At 41.5% G+C, this 21,941-nt stretch carries 18 protein-coding genes; 13 read left to right on the top strand and 5 right to left on the bottom strand.

Going from position 1 to position 21,941, the window contains the following annotated elements:
• The first annotated feature begins 164 nt into the window (after positions 1-164).
• The 11 genes from WC955_00815 (at position 165) to WC955_00765 (ending at position 13,577) form a co-directional block, all read left to right on the top strand.
• Positions 165-2,129 (top strand): tetratricopeptide repeat protein, encoded by a 1,965-nt coding sequence (locus WC955_00815; GenBank protein MFA5857586.1) that lies wholly within the window; start codon positions 165-167, stop codon positions 2,127-2,129.
• Positions 2,130-2,238: 109 nt separating this feature from the next.
• Positions 2,239-2,583, top strand: a complete 345-nt coding sequence (locus WC955_00810) for a nucleotide pyrophosphohydrolase (GenBank protein ID MFA5857585.1) — start codon at positions 2,239-2,241, stop codon at positions 2,581-2,583.
• Between the two features lie 11 nt (positions 2,584-2,594).
• Complete coding sequence (locus tag WC955_00805; protein ID MFA5857584.1) at positions 2,595-4,445, top strand: DUF2075 domain-containing protein; 1,851 nt, start codon at positions 2,595-2,597, stop codon at positions 4,443-4,445.
• A 282-nt stretch (positions 4,446-4,727) separates the two neighbouring features.
• Positions 4,728-5,510 (top strand): 4-hydroxy-tetrahydrodipicolinate reductase, encoded by a 783-nt coding sequence (gene dapB, locus WC955_00800; GenBank protein MFA5857583.1) that lies wholly within the window; start codon positions 4,728-4,730, stop codon positions 5,508-5,510.
• Positions 5,511-5,515: 5 nt separating this feature from the next.
• Positions 5,516-5,875, top strand: coding sequence for a hypothetical protein (locus WC955_00795; protein ID MFA5857582.1), 360 nt, complete (start codon positions 5,516-5,518; stop codon positions 5,873-5,875).
• A 19-nt stretch (positions 5,876-5,894) separates the two neighbouring features.
• The gene (locus tag WC955_00790; GenBank protein MFA5857581.1) at positions 5,895-7,064 is read left to right on the top strand and encodes an LL-diaminopimelate aminotransferase; all 1,170 of its coding nucleotides are present in this window, start codon (positions 5,895-5,897) and stop codon (positions 7,062-7,064) included.
• Positions 7,065-7,066: 2 nt separating this feature from the next.
• Positions 7,067-7,567: a 2-amino-4-hydroxy-6-hydroxymethyldihydropteridine diphosphokinase gene (gene folK / locus WC955_00785; GenBank protein MFA5857580.1), complete on the top strand. Its 501-nt coding sequence runs from the start codon at positions 7,067-7,069 to the stop codon at positions 7,565-7,567.
• On the top strand, positions 7,564-8,409 hold the full coding sequence (gene panC, locus WC955_00780) for a pantoate--beta-alanine ligase (GenBank protein ID MFA5857579.1): 846 nt from the start codon (positions 7,564-7,566) through the stop codon (positions 8,407-8,409). Before folK ends, panC begins: the two co-directional genes overlap by 4 nt.
• 115 nt (positions 8,410-8,524) lie before the next feature.
• The gene (gene nadA / locus WC955_00775) at positions 8,525-9,445 is read left to right on the top strand and encodes a quinolinate synthase NadA (protein MFA5857578.1); all 921 of its coding nucleotides are present in this window, start codon (positions 8,525-8,527) and stop codon (positions 9,443-9,445) included.
• Entirely contained in the window at positions 9,442-12,768 is a 3,327-nt protein-coding gene (locus tag WC955_00770; protein MFA5857577.1) for a beta-galactosidase trimerization domain-containing protein, read from the top strand. The genes nadA and WC955_00770 overlap by 4 nt, the downstream gene beginning before the upstream one ends.
• On the top strand, positions 12,756-13,577 hold the full coding sequence (locus WC955_00765; GenBank protein MFA5857576.1) for an aspartate dehydrogenase domain-containing protein: 822 nt from the start codon (positions 12,756-12,758) through the stop codon (positions 13,575-13,577). The genes WC955_00770 and WC955_00765 overlap by 13 nt, the downstream gene beginning before the upstream one ends.
• Before the next feature lie 17 nt (positions 13,578-13,594).
• Here the strand turns inward: WC955_00765 and WC955_00760 are convergent, their stop codons facing one another.
• The 4 genes from WC955_00760 to WC955_00745 all read right to left on the bottom strand — a co-directional run bounded on the left by WC955_00760 (position 13,595) and on the right by WC955_00745 (position 16,825).
• Positions 13,595-14,725 carry an MltA domain-containing protein gene (locus WC955_00760; GenBank protein MFA5857575.1) on the bottom strand — a complete coding sequence of 377 codons (1,131 nt, stop codon included), beginning with the start codon at positions 14,723-14,725 and terminating at the stop codon, positions 13,595-13,597.
• Positions 14,726-14,741: 16 nt separating this feature from the next.
• Positions 14,742-15,332 carry a TlpA disulfide reductase family protein gene (locus tag WC955_00755; GenBank protein MFA5857574.1) on the bottom strand — a complete coding sequence of 197 codons (591 nt, stop codon included), beginning with the start codon at positions 15,330-15,332 and terminating at the stop codon, positions 14,742-14,744.
• A gap of 124 nt (positions 15,333-15,456) precedes the next feature.
• Complete coding sequence (locus WC955_00750) at positions 15,457-16,467, bottom strand: hypothetical protein (GenBank protein ID MFA5857573.1); 1,011 nt, start codon at positions 16,465-16,467, stop codon at positions 15,457-15,459.
• Positions 16,460-16,825 carry a response regulator gene (locus WC955_00745; protein MFA5857572.1) on the bottom strand — a complete coding sequence of 122 codons (366 nt, stop codon included), beginning with the start codon at positions 16,823-16,825 and terminating at the stop codon, positions 16,460-16,462. The genes WC955_00750 and WC955_00745 overlap by 8 nt, the downstream gene beginning before the upstream one ends.
• A gap of 179 nt (positions 16,826-17,004) precedes the next feature.
• Between WC955_00745 and WC955_00740 the strand changes: the two genes are divergently transcribed.
• Together WC955_00740 and WC955_00735 are read left to right on the top strand one after the other, a co-directional pair.
• Positions 17,005-19,257: an ATP-binding protein gene (locus WC955_00740; protein MFA5857571.1), complete on the top strand. Its 2,253-nt coding sequence runs from the start codon at positions 17,005-17,007 to the stop codon at positions 19,255-19,257.
• On the top strand, positions 19,254-21,035 hold the full coding sequence (locus WC955_00735; GenBank protein ID MFA5857570.1) for a FecR domain-containing protein: 1,782 nt from the start codon (positions 19,254-19,256) through the stop codon (positions 21,033-21,035). The genes WC955_00740 and WC955_00735 overlap by 4 nt, the downstream gene beginning before the upstream one ends.
• Here WC955_00735 and WC955_00730 read toward each other — a convergent pair.
• Complete coding sequence (locus WC955_00730; GenBank protein MFA5857569.1) at positions 21,028-21,939, bottom strand: response regulator; 912 nt, start codon at positions 21,937-21,939, stop codon at positions 21,028-21,030. The genes WC955_00735 and WC955_00730 overlap by 8 nt on opposite strands.
• Positions 21,940-21,941 lie beyond the last annotated feature (2 nt).

Genomic DNA, 21,941 nt, shown 5'->3' with positions numbered 1-21,941 from the left:
GTTTTTCACGGACTCGTAACACTCCGCTGCGTTGATAAACAATATTGTATTTTTCCGGTCTTTCGGCTTGTTACGGATAAACACCAGTATTGTCCCGATGTGAAGCGATAATGTATAATAAATTGTGTTAAAGAAAATGTTTTGAAAGAAATTTATAATAAAAAATGATTATTATTCACAAACTAGACAATTTTTTGTTTGAGCTTTTTCCGAAAACCAAAGTGATGGACGGTAGTAATATTGATAAGTTGAGGAAAGAGTTGATTAGTTATTACACTTTTGGCCCATATAAACCTAAAGTTGAAATTGATGAAATTAAAAATATTGTTTCAATTTCGATTGATATTAATTTAATAGCTACGCAGAAAAAAGATTTTGACACAGTGATAAGCTTGTGTGAAAAAAGAAGATTCAGAGATGCTAAACCAATCTTAATGAAACTAATAGAAACAAATCCAGCAAATTCAGAGTATCACAGGGTGTTAGGACAAATATATTCCGATGAAGGGAATTCAGAAGAAGCATTGAATTGTTTAATAGACGCTTTAAAATGGGATCCTAAAAATTGTTTTGCACTTATCATGATGGGCAACATTCTTTCAAAACATAAAAACGATATTACATCTGCGACCAAATATTATGACCAGGCAATTAAGATAAATCCTCGGGATAATATTGCTATCAATAATCTGGGCGCAAATCTTATGCAGTCCGGAAAAATTGAACAAGCAATAAAATATTTTGAGATGGCATATGAGATTGACCCAAAGTATCCGCATACAACTTTTGCATTAGGTTTAATAAACGATATAAAAAAAGATTATTTGAAGGCGTTTGATTTTGCTATTCAAAGCATGACAAATTCCCCCCCCCCTACATGTAGTAGCAACCAGTTATTCAACCACATCCTAACGCTTGCTCAGGAAACTGCAACTAAGTATATTGGACATATTGATGGAAAAGAAATATTTCGTCAGTATAGATCAATCCTTGAAGAGCAATCGAATAAACCAATTGAAATTGTTGAAGACGCTTCTATCCCAACTGCTGCAAAAATAGAGATCGCTGAAAATTATAATAAGGGTTCGCATGTAATACGTTATAAAAACGATTATCCCGCTGTCGAGCATCTCGTGATGCATGAACTGGTTCATCTATATTTTAACCTTGAAGCACGAAAGGTGGGGGCAAATAAACTTTTCATCTCCACTAATGAACACAAGAAAGCATTTATTGTTTCGACAGAAAAAACAATTAATGGATTAAATCAACAAGGGCTTAATGACAAAAACATATCTGACTTTATTTCGGCTTTGTTTGATGGAATAAACCGGCAAATCTTTAACACGCCTATCGATTTATTTATTGAGAATTATCTATACAATACTCATCCGGATTTAAGGCCGTATCAATTTTTGTCGTTACACAATTTAATTTCTGAAGGAATAAAGGCAGTAACAGACACAAGAGCCGCAGAAATCATACCTCCATTGGTCACTGATGCCAGCAAAATATTGAATATCGTAAACGCGCTGCAATTTAAAGAATTATTTGGTATTGATTTGATCTATAAATTTAATCCTACGCAACAACAATTACGCATATCAAACGAACTTTACAAAGAATATTTCAAAAACAAGGATATGCATAGGCCCGCAATGGAATACGAATTGATAAACAATTGGGCGAAGAAATTGAATTTAGCATCCTATTTTTCTATAGTTTCGGAAGACGAATATCGTAAAAACTATCCTGCTTCATTAACTTTCATTGACTCGGTTGAAAAAACTAATCCAAAGAATAACGTCTCTTTTTCTGAACAATCTCCTAAACACATGGCTACAGTAATGTATTGTCTTTCTGCATTACAATACTTTCAAGACAAATCCAATGAAGAAATCACAAAAGCCGGATTTGAGATAGCCAAAATCGGGACTCAAGGAATTGATCCTTTGGATACCGAGAAAAAATATCATTTAACAAGCATCCCTGACAAAGAATTTTCGGGCTTACAATTATTAGCGTTTATGTATGTAGCGTTTCAAACAATAGACCCCAACTTGGATATTGGGATAGATTTTAAAAAAGAATATAAGATAGCAAAAGACATGTTGAACAAAAGTAATTAGTCGAGTTACGATTAAATCTTCGAACGATAAAAGTCCTTACTCCTATTCGTCTGACAAATTCCTGTGCTTTCACTGATGCGATAAACAGTGTTTTTTAGACACGGGAACTATGAATCTAAAAAGTATCACTAAGAAAATTATTGAATTCCGTACAAAACGTGATTGGAAACAGTTTCATAATCCAAAAGACGTTGCGTTGTCGCTTGTTCTTGAGGCAACTGAAGTTCTTGAACATTTTCAATGGAAAAATAATGAAGAGATTGAGAAATACGTAATACAACACAAAGATGCAATAGGGGATGAACTGGCTGATGTTCTGTATTGGGTATTGTTGATGAGTCATGATCTTAAAATTGATATCTTGATAGCCTTGGCAAAAAAACTTAAAAAGAATCAAACAAAGTATCCTGTTCGGAAATCAAAAGGGAAACATACAAAATATACGCAGCTATAGAGGGGATTATAATGATTATTTATACGGCAACAAAAACAGAGTTTTCGAATGATGTTTTAAATAATACTCTCACAGATAAAGTAGTGAATTCTCTTAAATTAAAACATGTATCGGGTTATTCCCCTGCAGAAATTAGAGCGTATCAAAACTCTTTGCGGTACATGGAAACCGTGCTTAGCGATCCTGATATTCCAACGGATTGTGGAGTAGCGATAGAGTATGTCATACCGTCTTCTTCAAGGAGGATAGACTTTATCATCAGCGGGCAGGATACCAAAAACGCACCCCATTTGATCATAATTGAACTCAAACAATGGGAGTCCGCTAAACTAACTCAACAGGATGCAGTTGTCAAAACGTTTGTTAATGGCGGTATGCATGAATGCCAACACCCGAGCTACCAGGCCTGGTCGTACGCTGCATTGCTAGAAGATTATAACGAAGCGGTGCTAGATTACAGCATCTCATTGAAACCCTGTTCGTACCTACACAACTACATACCAGATGACGTTATCACCAACTCTTTTTATCAGGAACATTTATCGAAAGCGCCTGTATTCCTTAAAAACGATGCGATAAAACTCAGGGAGTTTATAAAACAGTTCGTAAAATATGGAGACAAGTCTGAATGTATTTTCCTCATCGAAAGCGGGCGGATAAAACCGTCAAAAAACTTAGCAGACTCGTTGGCTTCTCTGATGAAAGGGAATAAAGAGTTTGTACTGATAGACGAACAGAAGTTAGTGTACGAAACCGTGTTAGAAATGATACGTAACGGAAAAAAACAAGTGTTGATTGTCAACGGTGGCGCAGGTACCGGTAAGTCAGTCGTAGCTGTGAATTTATTAGTTGCTTCTACCCAGAAACAGTACAACGCGAGGTATGTTACAAAAAATTCCGCTCCGCGGACGGTGTACGAAGTGAAACTCACGGGGACTATGAAGAAGACAAGGATTGCTAACCTTTTTTGTGGTTCAGGTAAGTTTGTTGACTGTGCCACAAATGTTTTCGATTGTCTGATCGTAGATGAAGCGCATAGGTTGAACGAACGAAGTGGGATGTTTCAGAATTCAGGAGAAAACCAGGTAAAGGAGTTAATCAATGCTGCTAGGACGTGCGTATTCTTCTTAGACGAAGATCAGAAGGTTACATTGAAAGATATTGGGGATACTGACGAAATAGTGTGTTGGGCCAAAAAGTTGGGTGCAGTGGTGATTAAGATGGATCTACCCTCGCAGTTCAGGTGTAACGGTTCCGATGGATACCTTGCATGGCTGGATAATACTTTGCAGAAACGGCCAACAGCGAATATGTATTTGTCTCGTCAAGAATACGACTTTCGTGTGATGAAAAGCCCAGTGGAGCTAAGAGATATGATATTTGAGAAAAATCAGATTAACAATAAAGCGCGTATCGTAGCGGGATACTGTTGGAACTGGGTAAGTGCTAAGGATCCCGATGCGTATGATATCGTTATACCAGGATGGGATTTTAAGATAAAATGGAATTTTAAAAGTTACGGGAACAAATGGATAATCGACCCTCAGTCTGTTACAGAAGCGGGATGTATACACACGTGCCAGGGGTTGGAACTTGATTATATCGGTGTTATTGTCGGACCAGACTTGTTATGCCGTGACGGTGAGATTGTGACTGTACCTTCGAACCGGGCGAGGACGGATAAATCGTTAAATGGGTACAGGAAGATGCTAGAAGATAATCTTGAGAAAGCGAAGGAAGTTGCAGGCAACATTATCAAAAATACTTATAAAACGCTCATGACTCGGGGGACGAAGGGGTGTTACGTGTATTTTACGGATAAAGAAACGGAAGAGTATTTTATGTCGAGAATTGGTAAATAATATACCCCAAATAGATACAAACAAAAAGTCATATATATCAACCGTTGTTTTAAAGGTTGCTATAAATGAAACAAAAGATCCAACACTTCAAAAAGTAAATAAATTTTAACAGTATATTAAAAACATTTATAGAACCTCGCTTTCAAGAGGTTTGAAGGGATGTTATGTACATTTTACAAATACTGAGGTAAGAAAGTATTTTGAGAGATATGTGGAAAAATAGTATTATTATAGGCATTGGGTATTGACAATAACTAATAGATTTATGAGGAGTTTACGATTATGATAAGTTTAACAGTATGCGGCGCAGCGGGGCGGATGGGCACTCGGATACTCGCGTTAGCCGTTGCGGACAAAGAATTTACGATTGTCGGCGCGGTGGAAGCATCTGCCAGCCCGGCGGTTGGAAACACGGTTATCGGCACCGCAGTAAAAATTACGGATAACATTGACGCAGCGTTTGCCAAAAGCGGCGTTGTGATCGACTTTTCATCCCCCACAGCGTCAGTAGAACACGCGGAAACCGCTATGAAACTTGGCAAACCAATTGTTATCGGCACGACCGGGTTGAACCCGGACCAGCTCTTGGCGGTAAAAACTGCAAGCGCAAAAATCGCGGTGGTTCATGCGCCAAATATGAGTATCGGAGTGAACATTTTATTCAAAACCATACGCGAAGTTGCGCAAAAACTTGAGGGTTACGACGTAGAAATTATTGAAGCGCATCACAACCAAAAGAAGGACGCGCCGTCTGGTACTGCTGCGCGGTTTGCAGAGATTATTGCTGATACGCTCAACCGCGACCTCAAGGCTGACGCGGTCTATGGCCGTGAAGGCTTGGTTGGGGCGAGAAAAAAAACTGAGATCGGCGTCCACGCGGTTCGCGGAGGCGATATCGTTGGGGACCACACGATTATGTTCGTTGGGGCAGGGGAACGCGTAGAGATAACGCATCGCGCGCATAGCCGTAACGCGTTTGCTTCCGGCGCGGTATACGCCGCGAAATGGCTTACCTCAAAACCTGCGGGATTATATGATATGCAAGACGTTTTGGGGTTGAAGTAAGAATAATGATAAATAGTAAGTGGCTTGAAAAAATTCAGCAGTACCTGAATAACCAGTTTACAGAAAATGATGATCCAACTGTACCGCAATACGATCCGGTACACTTAGGAGCGATGATTATCATTGTGATGACCGTACTCACCGTACTCTACTGGCTACTATGGACAATCCTGGTTTATACCGGCGGAATATTCCCTAAATTACAAGCTTTAACGGATATTACCTTCACTGCAAAAACGTTTAAGGATTATCCCGAAATATTTGAAGGGTTAACCGTAAATACGATTGCACTTGCTATACTGTTTTTTTTGGTTTATGTTATGTTCAGGATACGGTATTTATTAACGATAAAAAAGAAAGAGTAGGAGTATAAAAAACATTGTTATGAGTATTGAATTCAACAAAAGACTTGGGCAGTTACCCCCATACCTTTTCGCGGAAATTGACCGCAAAAAAAAAGCGGCACTCGCGCGCGGGATTAAAATTATCAGTTTAGGTATTGGCGATCCCGACCTCCCTACGCCAAAACATATTATTGACGCCATAAAAATTGCGGTAGAAAAACCGGAACACCACCAGTACCCGTTTGGTGCGGGGTTAAAACTTTTCCGTGAAACCGCTTCACAATGGATGCAGCAACGGTTTGGTATTAACATGGACCCAATGACGGAAGTACACGCGGTTATCGGGTCAAAAGAAGCTATCGGCCATTTTCCGTTAGCGTTTATCAATCCGGACGATACAGTACTTATCCCGGAACCCGCGTATCCTGTGTATCAATCCGGCACAATATTTGCCGGCGGAAAAATATACTTTATGCCGTTGAAGGAAGAAAATAATTACCTCCCCAACCTCGACGCTATACCGTTAAACACTCTTAAACGCGTAAAACTTATTTGGATTAACTATCCAAACAACCCGACCGGCGCAGTGGCGCCAATGGCGTTCTACGAAAAAGTTGTGGCACTGGCAAAAAAACACGGGATCATCATTGCTTCAGATAATGCGTACTCCGAAATGTATTACGATGAAGATAACAAGCCCGGCAGTATTTTTCAGGTACCCGGAGCTAAGGATGTTGCAATTGAGTTTCATTCATTATCCAAAACTTATAATATGACAGGCTGGAGGATAGGATGGGTTTGCGGGAATAAGGATTTAGTTGCCGGGCTTGCAAAAGTTAAGGATAACTACGACTCCGGTGTATTCAATGCTGTTCAGGAAGCAGGGGTAGCGGCTTTATCATCTGACCAAACCTGTGTCACTGAAATGCGGAAAACATACCGTGAACGCCGTGACATTTTTATAAAAGGCCTTAATGGCCTTGGGTGGTCAGCTAAACTGCCGATGGCAACGTTTTATGTGTGGTGTAAATGCCCAAGAAACTATAGTTCCGCAGCGTTTGTCGGAAAACTCTTGGATGATGCCGGGATTGTTTGCACACCGGGTGTTGGGTTCGGGCCCAGCGGTGAAGGGTATGTACGCTTCGCATTAACTGTACCGATAGAAAAAATTATGGAAGCATTAAAACGTATGTCCGAGATTAAACTCTAAATATGCATGAAATTTATCTAAGCCTGGGGTCAAACCTTGGTTATCGCGATAAAAATATTATTGCCGCAGTACAAGCGTTGAGCAATACCCGCGGGATTTCTATACTAAAACAATCGTCAGTATACGAAACTTCGCCCGTAGGGAAGGTATTGTTACAACCTGCGTTTCTTAATATTGTCATAAAAATATCTTCATTACACGCACCGCAGAGGTTACTGAAGTTATGTCAAGCAATTGAAGTAAGGCTTGGCCGTTTGCGGAGCCAGCATTGGGGCCCAAGGATGATTGATATCGACATTTTGTTTTATGACAACCTACAGGTGGAAGACGAGAACCTTATTATCCCGCACCCCGGCGCGGTATCACGCCGGTTTGTTTTAGTACCCCTTGGGGAAATTGAACCACAGTTTGTTCATCCTATAACAGGGAAGGATATTAATGAGTTATTACAAATACCTGATAAAACACAAAAGGTTGTGAAGTACGGGGTTGAAAATACATGAAGATACTCCGCACCTGCCGCGAGATACAGAACATTTCACGCCGGTTGGCTTCCACCGGAAAAACAATCGGTGTTATACCCACAATGGGCGCTTTGCATGACGGCCACGCAGCGTTGATAACCCGCGCACGGAAGGAAAATGATGTTGTTATAGTAACAATCTTTGTTAACCCCGCGCAATTCGGGCCGAATGAAGATTACCTGCGTTACCCGCGTATGCTGAAAAAAGACGCGGCATTATGCCGCAGTATCGGGGTGGATTACATTTTCACGCCGGTACCTAACGAGATGTATCCCGAAGGATACAAAACCTATGTTAATATTGAAAAAATTGACAACCTTCTCTGCGGCAAATTCCGGCCCGGCCATTTCCGCGGAGTTGCAACAATAGTATTAAAACTTTTCAACCTAACAAACCCCACCCGCGCATATTTCGGGTTAAAAGATTTTCAGCAGATACGCGTGGTCAAACGTATGGTACAGGATCTTAACTTAGCCGTAAGTATTGTTGAATGCCCGATTATACGCGAACATGACGGCCTTGCTAAAAGTTCAAGAAACGCCTATCTATCAAAAGAACAGCGTTTAAAGTCATTAGCATTATCCTGTGCACTTAATACCGCAAGAAAGTTGGTAGTAAACAAAAAAATCCGGTTTGCTAAAACAGTTTTGAGTGCAATACGCAGTATTATCAATAAAAGCAATCCTTCTAAAATTGATTATATTAGTATCTGCGCTCCGGATACTTTGGAAGAAGTTAAAAATATTAAATTACCTGTAGTAATATTGTTAGCCGTATGGTATGGCAACACAAGGTTGATTGACAATCTGTACATAAAATAACTTTCATAATAATCGTATTAATGAAAGGTTTGATATACTATACCGCATATAGTTTATAAGTGTAATTATTAAACGGGTTGGTTGTGTAATTAATGAGGAGTTGTAAAACAATAAGATGAATCCATTAAGCGAAAAACAGGAGTTAGTAAAACAGATACGCGCGTTACAAAAAGAACGGCATGCAATTATTATAGCGCATAATTATCAGATTGAAGAAGTACAGGAAATTGCGGATATTCTGGGCGACTCACTGGAACTTGCAAGGACCGCCGCAAGAACTGATGCGGAAACCATAGTTTTTTGCGGGGTACGTTTTATGGCGGAAACCGCTGCGGTCCTTAATCCTAACCGCCACGTCTTAATACCCGACCTGGCAGCAGGATGCCCGTTAGCGGAACAAATTGATGCGGATCAATTACGTAAACTAAAGTCCGAACATCCCGATGCTGCAGTAGTTGTGTATGTAAACTCTTCCGCTGAAGTAAAAGCGGAAGCCGATGTTTGCTGCACATCATCAAATGCCGTGCACGTAGTTAACGCGTTAAAAGAAGAAAAAGTTATCTTTGCACCGGACAAAAACCTGGGACGTTATGTATCGTCATTCACAACGAAAGAACTTATCCTTTGGGACGGTTTTTGCCCGACCCACGCGAAACTTACTAAAGAAGATGTTATTGCCGCGCAGGAAGCGCATCCGGATGCCATATTTATGGCGCATCCCGAATGCAGCCCTGAGGTATTGGCATTAGCGGATTACGTTTTCTCAACCGGCGGGATGTTCAAACATGTACCCGAACTTGCAGTAACAAAAATTATTATCGGTACGGAATACGGGATGTTATACCGTTTACAGAAACAAAATCCGAATAAACAGTTTTTTGTTGCCAGCCCAAAACTTGTATGCCCGAACATGAAAAGGGTTACCTTAGAAAAAATTAAGGAAAGCTTAGCTGAAAATAAATATGAGGTTCATGTACCTGAAGTTATCCGCCTCCGCGCAAAACAGGCAATCCAGCGTATGCTTGATATTGTATGAAACTAATACCAATATCATTTATATTTTTATCCCTATTATTCAGTACGGCTTCTGCTGCAAAACACGGTTTTCCTATTCTTACACAGGTAGAAGATAATACAATTATACTCGACGGCAAAATCAGGCCGGAAGAATGGCAGGCCGCATCAGTATTTACCGGGTTTAAATCACATATCGCGAGTAAAACGCCGTTAGCTATCCATACCACCGCCTATGCTGTTTATGACAGTACCAACCTGTACTTTGGTTTAATCTGCGCTGATGAGGATACTTCAAAAATTATATGTAAAACTACCGCGCGTGACGGACGAGTTTGGGGTGATGATAGTATAGAACTAATGATTGACCCATCTAACGGCAAAAAATGTGCGTACCATATTATTATTAACACCCGCGGAATAATTTATGACGAACAAATTATTGCCGGTGGGAAAGATATTACATGGGATTCCGGAGCAGAAATAAAAACGGTTATCGCAAAAAGCCTGTGGTACATGGAACTGCGTATTCCGTTTACGTCAATGAACACCACGCCTCAACCCGGTGAAGTTTATAACCTATTTATCGGCAGAAACTATCCCCGCGCGGGTAAGGCTGTGACAAACTGGCCTGGGATTATCGGGCAGGTAATGGACATGGAAAAATATGGCGAGGTATTATTAACCGGGAAGAATAAAGATATCGATATACCAGCCATTTATTCCCGCGGAGCAGTACTCCGCGGGCTTACACAGCCTGTGGAGTATAACAATTTCAGGATCTCATTTCCTGAATCCGGCAGCAACAACTTTTCCTGTGCAGTAAAAATTGTTGATACTACAGGAAATACAATATTTTTATCATCAAAAACTGCTGATACACAGAATAATAAAGGAGAGGCGCTTAAACTATTTTATCCTGCGGATATTGATGGCGGAACAGAAGCGGTATTTTCTTATACATCCGGGATAACTTCGTATGAAAGCCGGCTACCAATAAAATCCCCCACCCCGCGGGTGTTCCAGGTATACGATGAATTGTATACCGAACTTTTAAGTACTAATACCGTTGGGCTGGCACAAAACGGCGCGATTTACTGGTTCCATGATACCAGCCCGGCATTACCCCCAATGTGTATGCAGTACGGTATGGACTACATTTACGCTGACTCGTTTGATATTCTGAAGAATAACAAGTTGTTACCGATATCACAATCCGCAGCTCTGCGCGGTATACGCGATACGCTAAAAGAAAAAGGGTTAAAATGTTTATTATACCCGTCTCCTAAACGTGTCCCCTTGAATGTCCCTCGGTTACCTGATAGTGCGGGAACTTCTAATTTATCCCCGGAAGGGCTGGAGTCATACTACTCGGATTTAGAGAAAACGTTGAAAGAGAACGAGGATGTCATCTGGGGCATATACTCAGGAGATGAAGAAATTGAACAGGCAATTACCCGCTTGATAAAATACTTTGAAGTGATGAAAGACACCTATGCGTTTATCCGTGAAGTAAATACTGAAATTATGAATAAGTATGGTGCCGGGAAATACGGTTTACCCATAAATATAAAGGACCCCGCACGGCAACGCTGGGTCGCGACCTACCGATGGATACTCGACAAATATTTTGTGAGGCAACAACGCGTACTTGATATTGTAAAAAGCATTGCCCCGGAAACAAAAATAGTTTCATGGGACCCTATATCTACGCATAAACCTTTCAATTTCGGGTACTGGACAAAATATTTTGATGTTATGACCACGCAATTATACCCGAGTTTAAACTCCTCGCGGTGCGAGTTCGGGTTCTTAACAAAACTCGTAGCAGACCTCACGGGCAAAGAAACCTGGCCGTGCTGCCACGTAGAAAATTATGCAAGTACATTTACTGTAGAGGAAATCCGTGAATATTTTAGCCAGGTGTACCGCAACGGCGGTACCGGGATACATTTGTACTTAAAAGATACCATCGGGGTTGTTGCCAAAACCGGTGGGACATACACTCTGCGGTTTGGTTCACCTGTACAAAACGAGGTAGTAATGCAGACCGCACAGCGTGCGGCTGAGATTAACAAACTACAATTCCCTAACACTTGTGATACAGCGGTATTATACTCCTGTGACGCGTACCAGTCACAGGGCGTAACGTTTAGTTCCGAAGTTGAATGGATCTACACTTTCCTCGGCCCGGTATGCCGCGCATGGTTTAAGTTTATCGATGATAACCAAATTACCCGCGGTGATATTAACCTTAATAGTTACAAAACAATTATTGTCCCCTACGCAAAATATGAACGCAGGGAGGTTGTACAAAAAATCCAGGATTATGTCCGCAGCGGCGGAACACTTGTGGTATTTGACCCGGAAGCGTTTATGTACGACCCTCTGGGTGATGACACTCAAATAGACTACACACAGTTATTTGGTTGTAAACTTGGGAATAAACTACCTGGGGTCAATACTGAAACTGTTAACTTCAAGGTGTTTAATAACAAAGAGTTAAGTGTTAATGAACGCGGATATGAGTTATTACCAAATGATAATAATACACAAACCGTTGCTGTTTACAAAAACAATAGCGCCGCGGTTATTACCCACAGTTTTGGGAAAGGTACTGTATGGATGTTCGGGTTTAACCCGTTAACACAAAAAAATATTACGGATACTGCGTGGAAAGAACTGTTTAATTTATTATGCGCAAAAGTTGGGATAACAACAGGACATGATATTTGGAGATTTAAACTTCCGAAGTACACACTACCGCAACACTTACCCCCGGATGGCGTATGCCTGACCAATAACTACATTTTTTGGGATTCTAACAAGCCTGCATTCACAAATACTTCTAAATATACTCCCGGCGGGATGTATAAGTATTCTGTTACGCCTGATCTAATCAAAGATACCACAATACAGCAAAAAGACGGGTGGTTAACATTTTCTGACGGTAAACTCACAAACCGCCGCGCAGCTCCTACGGCAGGCGATGTTGACGCGGGTATTACAAAACTTAACGACTGGATTGTATCATGGTCAACACCAGTACCGGTTATAGAAATTGAGTACCGTTTCCCTAAAACATTTGAAGTCAACAAAGTAGTATTATATTATCAAGGAAAAATTGATGAACTTGAAGTACTGGCAAAAAATAGTAGCAGCCCTGCCGGCTGGAATTCAGCAGGACAGGTGACTGTAGATAATACGTTCACAAACTATTCACGCGATGTACTCAAGAAAACAATTACATTCCCGGCAGTAATGACTGACAGCTGTAAGCTACGCGTAGTTACCGGTAAAGATGTTATACTCAAATTATCAGAAAGTGAAGTATGGACAAAATAAACAAAACTATTACTAAACTATCAATCATCGGTTGCGGTAATATCGGACGTCAGGTGGTTAAGAGTATAATCACCGGCAAAGTGCCGGGGATCAAACTCGCGGCAGTGTACGACATAAATCCGGAACAGGCAGCAGGCCTGGCTGTACCAGGAATTAAAATATGTAAAAGCATAGATTCAGCGGTACACATTTGTGATCTCGTACTTGAATGCGCATCACCCGCAGCAGTGCCGGTAGTCGCGCAGGCAGCGTTAAAATACAGGACGCCTACTATATGCATCAGCATCAACGGTTTATTATTAAACAAACGAATTATTGAGAAATACAAAGCACAGGGTGTTAAACTTCACTTACCTTCCGGAGCAATTGCCGGGGTTGACGCTGTGAAAGCCGCGGCGGTATGCGGAATCAAGAACCTTATGCTTACCACCACAAAAAGCCCTGCAAGTTTAGCTTCCGCACCGTATGTTTTGAAACATAAAATTGATTTATCTAAACTCACTAGCCCGAAATGCATATTCAGCGGTACTGTTTATGAAGCAGCAAAAAGTTTCCCGGTCAACATAAACGTCGCAGCAGTACTTGCTGCAGCGACAGAGTTCCGGTACTTGCCAAGAGTAAAAATAGTAGCTGATCCGGATACCAAGATTAACTCCCATGAAATATGTATTAGCGGCGAATTCGGAGATATAACAACTCATACTCACAATATACCTTCACCGGATAATCCTAAGACCAGCTACCTCGCAGTACTATCAGTAATTGCGTTGTTAAAACAATTAACCAGTGATGTACGGGTCGGAACGTAATATTTAAGTTGGAACTATCAGGGTTTCTTAACCAGGAAATATAGTTCACCCGGGTGTTTGAGATTACCCGCAGCAACTTCCGCGTACCTTGACGCACCCCAGTAGATATCTATCCGCCCGGGACTTTTAATTGCCGAACCTGTATCCTGCACAAAAACAAACCGCGAGAACGGTTTCCACTGCGTAAGTTCGTTTTTGTCATTAACTTCCGGGCGTTCGGTCTTCAAAAATGCGAGTAAACCCTTGGGGAAGAACTGAAGGTCAGCCGCTACTGACCGTCCCGGTGTTAGCGCGTTCTGCACATCTGCGGCAGTAGGGATTTCATTTGCTTCAAAAAATATGTATCTTTGATTCTGATCAAATACATGACGGATATCCTCAGGATGTTTTGTTAGATATTCACGGATGCTTTGCATTGAAACTTCAGCTTCCGGAATTTTTTTCTCGTTTATCAATACCTTACCTATACTTACGTACTCATGCCCGTTTGTCCCTCCGTAAGTCACCATGATACCTTTACCATTTTCCTGCGCAAGCACGCCGGAACCTTGTACCTGCAGGAAAAAACGGTCCAGATCGTTCTCCATCCACGCAACTTCCAAGCCTTTACCGTTGAGAACACCCTGGCCGTCAATTTCGCCGCGGGTATAATACGGATTACGTGTTGCAACATCCGATGGTTTGCTGTATAAAGGATATTTATAAACATCAGTTTTAACAAAACTACCGCGGTAGGTCGGGGTGTAGTATCCCGTAAACAACATCCCGCCTTTACCATCACGCCCGGCTGAACGGTAAATATTAAACTTCTGTTTGATCAACTTATCGCGTTCCCCGGAATCCTGTGTTTTCTCAAATATTTGTATTAAAAGATTGACAGATTCTGCGATATCTGTAGACTGGTAATTATCATCCCCGAATTTAACTCCACCGGCGATACGCCCGCTGCGAAGTAATGAGGTATTATGTTCAGCAGCTTCCTTTAACGACACGAGATCCATATCATCAGCAAATAACGGCGCGTCCTCCGGAGTAACCAGGCTTGTGGGATTAATGCGTTCTTCTTCCATCTTCAACCATTCAACTTTTGCCCCACAGGAAAACAGTGTTAAACTTAATACTATAATCAACCAAATATTGCGGTTCAAAGTATTTTCTGATTTCTTATTTTAACAACGCGCTGATTTCGGAATCAAACTGAGCTTCCTGTGTTACCCCTACGTGTTTACTTCTTACCATACCCGCCTGGTCGATAACAAACGTTGTTGGTATCCCGCTTATTTGACCGAATATTTTGCCGAATGCGTTGGTAACGACCTGGTTCTCATCAATTGCTATAGGATAATTAACGCTGGTATCTTTACAAAACTTTTCTACTACCGTCTTCCCTGCGCGGTCAAGCGAAATTCCCAGGATAACAACATTTTGATCTTTGTACTTTTTATATAAGTTAATAAACCACGGGATTTCCATACGGCACGGGCCGCACCAGGTTGCCCAGAAGTCGATAACTACAATTTTACCTGCCAAACTCTTGGATGAAAGTTTACTGCCATCAAGAAGCGTTACTTCATATTCCGGCGCTTTGCCTAACTCTGTACCCAGTTTTTTTTCAACCACCGTACTTACTGACGGTGTTGAGGGTTGTTCTACCTTCGGCTGTTCCGGCGCTGCGGGTGCGTTTACTTTCTTATCGCATGAATACAATACTAAAGCAACCGTTACCGCCAGGAATGTTACTAACAACTTTTTCATAACAACTTTTTCTCCTTTTAACGTTTATGTTGACACTATTTAAAGTTTACTGTAGCGAATAGCTCAATTCAACCGCTATTATACACCAATACTTATTCCCAATTCAAATACTTTATCATTATCATCATAATCCATACCGAAGTTCAGCTAAACGGATAATTTTACCGATAATCTTGTCATAACTCATCCCCGCTGCTTCAGCCGCCAGCGGCCAGATATCGTTTTCCGTGAGTGACGGTAAGGGATTACATTCCAAAAAATACGGTACGCCCTCAAAGTCAGTACGTATATCTATCCGCCCGAAATCACGGCATTCCAACGCTTTATACGCATCTATTGCCATAACACTAAGTTTGTGCAATAACTTAGGCCCAGCCTTAACCGGGCACAGGTAATCAACCCCGGGGTTTGCTACCATGTCATAAGTATAAACCTTATCACCCAAAACACTTTTCCCGTCGATAATCACCTGTACAGGCGGTAACGCTTCCGGCACAGCATTACCCGTCACTCCAACGGTAAACTCCATACCGGTAAGAAATTTTTCCGCTATCATCTGCGTACCGGGATAACGGCGCATAAGTTCACGTGTACGTTTAACCAATGCACTGCGGGTGTATACAACAGAACCGGTATCTATGCCCTTGGAAGTACCTTCACACCGCAGTTTAAGGATTACCGGAAACTTTAATGCACAGCGTTCGGAATCATTCATAGTATTTATCTCACAAAAATCAGGGGTTTTAATCCCGTGGTACGCAACAACCTTTTTTGCAGTAACTTTATCCAGTGTGGTACACATGGTGACAGGATCACTGCCGATATACTTTACGTTATAATGATCCAATAAAGCCGGGACCAGAGCTTCCCTCCCTCGGCCATACAGGCATTCACACAGGTTGAACACTAAAACGTTGGAAGTATCATATTTCCGAAGATACTTCATTAACTGCGTATAATTCCCTACTTTTGTTAGTTGATAACCATTACGTGTAATTGCGGATGAAACGTATCCTATTGTAACATCGCTGTCAAATTCAGCATAAAGATCCTCTGCGTTCTCCGGAGGAATAGGATATGCGGATTTAGCGTCGTATGTCAGCCATAACTTAATTTTTGTTTTGAGGTTAGTCATTTGGCAATAACTGCTGCACTTTATCGCGGAGTTCCGCGTTTTTAAATGGTTTAGTGAGGTAAAGATCAGCACCAATAATTGTTCCAAGCGCCTGTTCCGGCATAGTATCCCGTACCGTCAAAATAATAGTTTTGGGCATAGGCACCACGCGATTCTTTATTTCTGTGATAACATCGTAACCGTTCATCTTCGGCATGTTTATGTCCAGTATAACAAGGCCTGGTGTGTGTTTAATAATCTTAGATAACGCTTCTTCACCGTCATACGCAGTAATAATATTGTACCCTGCTTCTGTCAATATTGCGTTTAATGTTTCAACAATCAAACGGTCATCATCAGCGATTAGTATAGTTTTCATTTATTAAACCTTACTGTATACCTTCATTTTTATCAACTCACAACATTCCTTTGTAAAGTATACTAAATGAACATTGATATTGTGAATACATTAACAGTTGACTTAATATTGATATATATCTACAATTTTTTTAGGTGCAAGCAACAACATTAATTTGAAAACATAGGGAAAAATAATAAATGAAACTTTTCGGGAAAGATATAAGACTAAAACTTTTCCCTAAAATTGCAGTAATAATGATACTTGTCACAATCATACCGTTAGTTTTCACCGGTATGCAGCTGATAAACATCAACCGTACGAGTGTTCAGACAGTAACGCTTGAGTTATACATCCAGGTTGCAAGTACTGTTGCGGATAATATCCGTCAGGATATAGACAACCTGTTCACAAAACTGAATTTCATTCTTCTAACCCAGCAGCAACCCGGGATCACATGGGATGAACGCCAATCACGGCTTGTAGCGTTTGTTGACTCCAACCCCGATATTGTCAATACCGCGCTTGTTGATGAACAAGGTGACGAGATCATAAAAGCATATAACCCAGATATCATAAAAAAACCAAAACTTGAGAATTATTTGAATGACCCGGCATTTATCCGCGCAAAACGCACAAAGAAAGCGCAGGTGGGAACCGTGCATTTTAAAAGCACGATCCCGGTAATCGACGTAGTTATCCCGTTTACAGGACAGCATTATATATATGTCACAAGCTCGCTTGAGAACTTATGGAACAAAGTATTAACTATACGTGACAGGGTAAACCTAGGGCAGACAGGGTATGTATTTGTTACTGACGACCAAGGCTGTGCGCTGATACACCCGGACGAAAAAATAATGTATTCCCGTCAATCGTTACGTGGTATGAATATCATACAAAAACTTGTGACGGATATGTCCGCCACTCAAAACGTAAGTACCGGAACTGTTTCAGCATCACGGATCGCAGTCGTTACCCGCAGTGGCGAGTTTAAAGACCTCAAAGGCACCGACGTTGTTGGTGCATACGCAATGACAGAAACCCATGGCCTTCGCTGGGCAGTTATGGTGCAGCAATCCAGGAATGAAGCTTTTGCTGCGGTGATCCAGATGCGTAATCGCGCGTATTTATGGTTTATCCTGGCGCTATTATCCGCCTCAATCGTTGCGTTCCTCACCGCCCGCGGGTTAAGCAGTCCCGTATTTGAACTTATCAAGGGCGCACGTAAAGTTGCGGCCGGTGATTTTACTCATCAAGTACAAATCGGGACAAAAGACGAACTAGCCGACCTAGCGAATACGTTTAATCTGATGGTTAACCGGTTAAAAGAATATGCGGATATGCAATTAGATAAACTGCTTGCTGAGAAAGCTAAGACAGAAGCCATTGTGTTTTCCATTGCGGAAGGAATTGTTCTAACAGACCATAGCGGCAAAATTATTCTGGTAAATAAACGGGCAAAAGATATTTTTGGTATCGAAGACACAGGGTGGGAAGGCAAAAAGTTTATTAACTACCTTAACAACGAGCTTAGACTACAGGTAGAACCGTTATTGGAAGGAAAACATGAGTCGTACATCACAGAAATCAAGCTGCCAAAAGAAACCAGGACACTGTATTATCAACTTCAGGGACAAGACATCCGCACACTGACCGGTTCCGACCTTGGATTGTTACAGGTATTCCATGATATTACCCTGGAAAAAGAAATTGAACAAATGAAAGACGATTTTGTGCATTCCATAACGCATGACCTCCGTAATCCTATGACATCAATCCGCGGGTTCCTAAAGTTTTTATTGGACGGCGTAGGCGGCCCGGTGACAGAACAACAGTTGAAGATGTTACAGACAATGGACCGCGCATCGTCACGGTTACTGACTATGATAAACGACATACTTGACGTTGCAAAGATGGAATCCGGGAAAATGAAGATTGAACTGTCTACACATAACATCCGTGAGATAAGCGAACGCGTGATTGAAATCCAGCGCCCGTTAGCCGACCGCAGAGGAATTAAGTTGATACTGACGGTCCCGGAAACAATGAACGCTTTTATGTGCGACGGCGACTTAATCGAACGCGTATTTATAAATCTTGTCGGTAACGCTGTTAAATTCACCCCGCAGGATGGCGAGATTGAATTAGGCATAGTAGACGAACCTGAGCAAATCCTATGCTGGATCCGTGACACCGGTGAAGGTATACCCGAAGATGCATTAGATAAAATATTTGAAAAGTTTCAGCAAGTACCGGGTAAACAAGCTCGGGGCGGTACGGGTATCGGGCTTACCGTCTGCCGTTATGCAGTGGAGGGACACCGCGGGAAAATATGGGTTGAGTCCAAGGTAGGAGAAGGATCAACATTCAAATTTACTATCCCTAAAAATATAGGATTGAATGATAAAAGCGAGGTCGTTATTCTGAATGCAAACAAGGATAAAGAATGATGTTACAGCATAAAATTATTAATTCTGCTGTAATCCTCATAATATTATCACTATTTTGTATTCCCGCAGTCATTTCCGCACCGGGGGAAGACACTATTTTTCAGGATATCGTAATCAAGCCCGGTGAAACGTTATGGAGTGTAGCAAACTATTACCTCAAAGACCCTACTAAATGGAACGAAATCCTTAGGTACAACAAAAACTTCCCGGCTAACGACCCTAACACTGTCCTACCCGGCATGAGAATCCGCGTACCTATATTGTTAATAAAAGAAAACTTGCGTGCAGCTTTTCTTGTTAATTTAATAAATAATGTGCAATACCGCAAAAAAAACGCGGTAACCTGGAACAAAGCGCCGTTGAACGCCGCATTGTATAACGAAGACGGTGTGAAGACCGGTATGGGTTCGTATGGACAGATAAAGTTTTATAGCGGTGAAATATTAAAAATAAACGAAAACTCAATGGTAATTCTCCGCCCGGAAATTAAACGTGAAGAAATTGAACTTGTCCTCGGTGAAATACGGACGGGACGTTCTAAGGTAATGACAAAATCAACTGTTATATTACCAAAGATCACGGCAAAAGGAGGCGTAATCCCGGATATCCGCACAAAAGTGAAAGCAGATAATACAACTCTAGTGGCAGTTTATAAAGGCGAAGCTGAAGTTACGGCACAAGGCAAGACCATAACTTTGCCGGAAGGGTTTGGTACTGAAGTTAAATATATGCAGGCACCGTCTATGCCGGTAGCGCTGCCTCCTTTAATGACAATGACTACCGGGCAGATAAAGTATGACGCACGTTTCCCTGATGAATTTACATCCGTACCGCAGCAGCTTGCCCCAAAAATGAAAATGGATGCCGGACAAATTGTATTGGAGATGCCGAAAGAAAACGAGTTTGTTTACAATCCATCAGGAACACCGCAGCAGCAGCCTGATTTAACTAATGGCAAAAATGTAAGCACTCAACAAAGCATAAAGAGTAATGTTATTATACAACCAGATAAATCAGCGGTTCAACAGCAACAGGAAAAACAACCACAGCAACCCACGGTACCTCAGCCTGTACAGGCCGGGCAAAAAACTAATCTTCTTTCGCGGAATATCAGTTTAAAAGAATACCGGCTGCAAATCGCTACCGATGAAAAGTTTTTGAATACCATAGTTGATGAGGTAGGAGAACTAGGCAAAAATGTTGACCTCAAACGCGCTTTACCCGACGGTAAGTATTACTGGCGTGCAGCTGTGGTTGACGCTGTAGGATTCGAAAGTGACTTTGGTATGCCTCAGGCGTACATAATTGACACTAAACCTCCGATGCTGGAGATTGATGCGCCGGCAGATAATGCTGTGATTAAAGACGAATTTTTGTATATAAAAGGACGGATGGAGAAAGGCGCAGAATTAAGATTAAACGGTAACTTAGTAAATCACGATTATGAAGGACGGTTTGAAACCGCCAGGTTATTACCTGACGGTAAGCACGTATTAAGCTTTATCACCCGGGATGGAGCAGGTAATGAAACTAAGATCATACGTAATATAACAAAATCCTACAGCGCGGCTTCAGGCCAAAAAATTGAAGCCCTTAAACCCGGGATTGAATTCAGCACGGCAACAGTTCAGGCATCAGACACAACAAAAACAGGTGAGGATAAAAAATTCACAAAAAGTAAGGATACTAAGCCTAAAGGTTTTTCCTGGACAACTTTCTTCACTAGTTTAGGCGCTATAGCTGTTATCGGTTACGTATTAATGCTGATGTTTACTTGACAACCACATGATCCTGAACGGTTTGTTTAGCTTCCTGCCAGCACTTTTTTACTTTATCAATAGCTTCAACAAAATGTTTTGTCCCCGCTGGGATTAACGTTGCACCTATGGCAAGCGTTATCAACGGCATCTGTTCCTGAGTTCCCGCATCGGTTCTTAGGATAAAATATCCTCTCTGCTGGTCTTCCTTCGAGTACGAAGTTCCGGACAGGCTTTGAAAATTTTGCGCTATTGTTTCACATAACGGCTGCAGGTTAGGCGTGGTCGTGATAATCATAAAATCATCGCTACCGAGATGCGCAACCATATCCGTCGGAGAACCAATTTCTTTCACCGCGGAACGCGTTATTATCCCAAGAAGGCGGATAATATTGTCTCCCATCTCATAACCATAAACTTTGTTATAACTGCCAAAACGTTTAAGGTCAAGGTACACCAACGCAAATTCGTGTGCTTCATCCAACCGTTTCTTTATCTCAGCCTCTGCATTAGCATTACTCGGTAAACCTGTTAACGGGCTCATTGCTAACGCGGCTTTTGTGCGTTCAAGCAAACGTTCCGCACGGGCAATAAGTTCATAAGGTTCTATAGGTTTTGGAAGATACTCATCCGCACCGAGTTTTATGCCGGTAAGGCGGTCTTTCAATTGTGACATTGACGTAAGCATAATCACGGGAGTCAGCATTGTCGCAGGGTAACTGCGTATCTGTTCCAGTGCTTCAAACCCGGTCTTCCGCGGCATCATTACGTCTAATACAATAAGATCCGGCAGTTCTGCGGTAGCTTTTTTTACTGCTTCCTCACCGTCAATCGCAGTTACCACCTCATAGTTTTCCATCTGAAACGAGTACGTCAGTAATTCCAGGATTTCTGCGTCGTCATCAGCTAACAATACTTTTGGCATAT

This window comes from Elusimicrobiota bacterium (genome assembly GCA_041658405.1).
In the GTDB taxonomy this organism is placed as follows: Bacteria; Elusimicrobiota; UBA5214; order JBBAAG01; family JBBAAG01; genus JBBAAG01.
Note: the sequence above shows the minus strand (reverse complement) of the source record. Positions and strands in the feature narration are given on the sequence as shown.